Source organism: uncultured Streptococcus sp. (assembly GCF_915066115.1).
Taxonomy (GTDB): Bacteria; Bacillota; Bacilli; order Lactobacillales; family Streptococcaceae; genus Streptococcus.
The window spans coordinates 1-2,568 of the sequence record NZ_CAJZDT010000188.1 but is presented as its reverse complement, the minus strand read 5'-3'; the positions used below and the strand labels follow the sequence as shown (position 1 = coordinate 2,568).

At 39.6% G+C, this 2,568-nt stretch carries 2 protein-coding genes; both read left to right on the top strand.

Going from position 1 to position 2,568, the window contains the following annotated elements:
* The coding region (sufB, locus tag QZ565_RS09285; protein WP_295528597.1) for a Fe-S cluster assembly protein SufB at window positions 1-1,038 on the top strand (1,038 nt) is incomplete at its 5' end.
* Window positions 1,039-1,161: 123 nt separating this feature from the next.
* Window positions 1,162-2,559, top strand: a complete 1,398-nt coding sequence (locus QZ565_RS09280) for an amino acid permease (RefSeq protein WP_295528594.1) — start codon at window positions 1,162-1,164, stop codon at window positions 2,557-2,559.
* Window positions 2,560-2,568: the final 9 nt, after the last annotated feature.

The window sequence follows — 2,568 nt, the reverse complement described above, 5'->3', positions numbered from 1 at the left end:
GCCCAGTACGAGTCAGAAGTGGTTTACCACAACATGAAGGAAGAGTTTGAGAAGTTAGGAATTATCTTTACAGATACAGATTCTGCCCTCAAGGAATACCCAGACTTGTTTAAACAATACTTTGCTAAGTTGGTACCGCCAACAGATAACAAATTGGCTGCCCTTAACTCAGCAGTATGGTCTGGTGGAACCTTTATCTACGTACCAAAAGGGATCAAGGTAGATATCCCACTTCAAACTTACTTCCGTATCAATAACGAAAATACTGGTCAGTTTGAACGTACCTTGATTATCGTTGATGAGGGAGCAAGTGTTCATTATGTAGAAGGATGTACAGCTCCAACTTATTCAAGTAACAGCTTGCATGCTGCCATTGTAGAAATCTTTGCCTTGGATGGAGCTTATATGCGTTATACGACTATCCAAAACTGGTCTGATAACGTCTATAACTTGGTAACGAAACGTGCTAAAGCTCAAAAGGATGCCACTGTTGAGTGGATTGATGGTAACTTGGGTGCCAAAACAACCATGAAATATCCATCTGTTTATCTAGATGGAGAAGGGGCGCGTGGTACTATGCTCTCTATCGCCTTTGCCAATGCTGGGCAACACCAGGATACTGGTGCTAAGATGATTCACAACGCTCCGCACACAAGCTCGTCTATCGTGTCTAAATCTATCGCTAAAGGCGGAGGAAAGGTTGACTACCGTGGACAAGTAACCTTTAACAAAAACTCTAAAAAATCTGTTTCTCACATCGAGTGTGATACCATTATCATGGATGACTTGTCAGCATCAGATACCATTCCATTTAATGAAATCCACAACTCGCAAGTTGCTTTGGAACACGAAGCCAAGGTATCTAAGATTTCAGAGGAACAACTCTATTACCTCATGAGTCGTGGTTTGTCAGAATCAGAAGCGACAGAGATGATTGTCATGGGATTTGTGGAGCCCTTCACGAAAGAACTTCCAATGGAATATGCAGTTGAGCTGAACCGCTTGATTAGCTATGAAATGGAAGGGTCAGTTGGGTAAAATTTGTATAATCTGAGCAGGATTTATTTCTGTTCAGATTTTTTTGAAAAATCATCTTATAAATATTCACAAAATCCCTTTTATATGATAAAATAAAACAATCATATTTAATGGAGATGAAGTATGAATATTTTTAGAACAAAAGATGTTAGCTTGGGACGTACTGAAATGCACCGTCATTTAAAAGTATGGGATTTGATTTTATTAGGAATCGGTGCCATGGTAGGAACTGGGATTTTTACCATTACAGGAACCGCAGCAGCAACGCTTGCTGGTCCGTCACTGGTTGTATCTATAGTGATTTCTGCGCTGTGTGTTTCTTTATCCGCCCTCTTTTTCGCAGAGTTTGCCTCTCGTGTTCCTGCAACTGGTGGTGCTTATAGTTATTTGTATGCAATTTTGGGTGAATTACCAGCTTGGATTGCTGGTTGGTTGACCATCATGGAGTTCATGACAGCAGTTTCTGGTGTGGCCTCTGGCTGGGCAGCTTATTTTAAAGGCTTGCTCAGTAACTATAGTATTTCAATGCCTCAAGCCTTGAATGGGACCTTTAACCCTGAGCAGGGTACCTATATAGACCTTTTACCTATTTTGGTACTGACACTGGTAACCGGTTTAGTTTTATTAAATTCCAAGGCAGCATTGCGTTTTAATTCGCTTCTAGTCGTCTTGAAATTCTCTGCTCTCGCTTTGTTTATTCTAGTTGGTATCTGGTATATTAAACCAGAAAATTGGTCCAACTTTGCTCCTTTTGGTTTTGGTCAAATTTATGGTGGAAGTACTGGAATAATGGCAGGAGCATCTTTGATGTTCTTTGGTTTCCTAGGATTTGAATCAATTTCTATGGCTGTTGATGAAATTCAAAATCCACAAAAGAATGTCCCACGAGGTATTGTTTTGTCTTTGACAATCGTAACGATTCTCTATGCTCTGGTTACATTAGTATTGACAGGGATTGTTCACTACAGCCAACTCAATGTGGATGATGCTGTAGCATTTTCATTGCGAAGTATAGGAATTGGTTGGGCAGCTAATTATGTGTCATTAGTGGCCATTTTGACCCTAATAACAGTATGTATTTCTATGACTTATGCCTTATCGCGTATGATTTACAGTTTAGCACGTGATGGTCTTTTACCTCGAAGTTTTAAGCAATTAAGCAAAATAAGTCGTGTTCCTAAAAATGCGACCATCTTAACAGGAGTTGCTTCTGCAATTGCAGCAGGAGTGTTTCCATTGGCTAGTATTGCAGCCTTTCTAAATATTTGTACGCTGGCTTATCTTATCTTATTGGCTTATGGAATTATAAAACTTAGAAAGGATAAGGGGATGCCTAAAGAAGGAGAATTCAAAACTCCCCTAGTTCCCTTGTTACCGATTCTCTCGATTCTAATCTGTCTTTCCTTTATGCTGCAATATAGTATAGAAACATGGATTGCATTTGGTGTTGCTCTTGTAGTTGGACTTGTGATTTACTTTACTTATGGCTATCGTCATTCTACACTTTCTGACGAAAAATAAAAGCTGGAA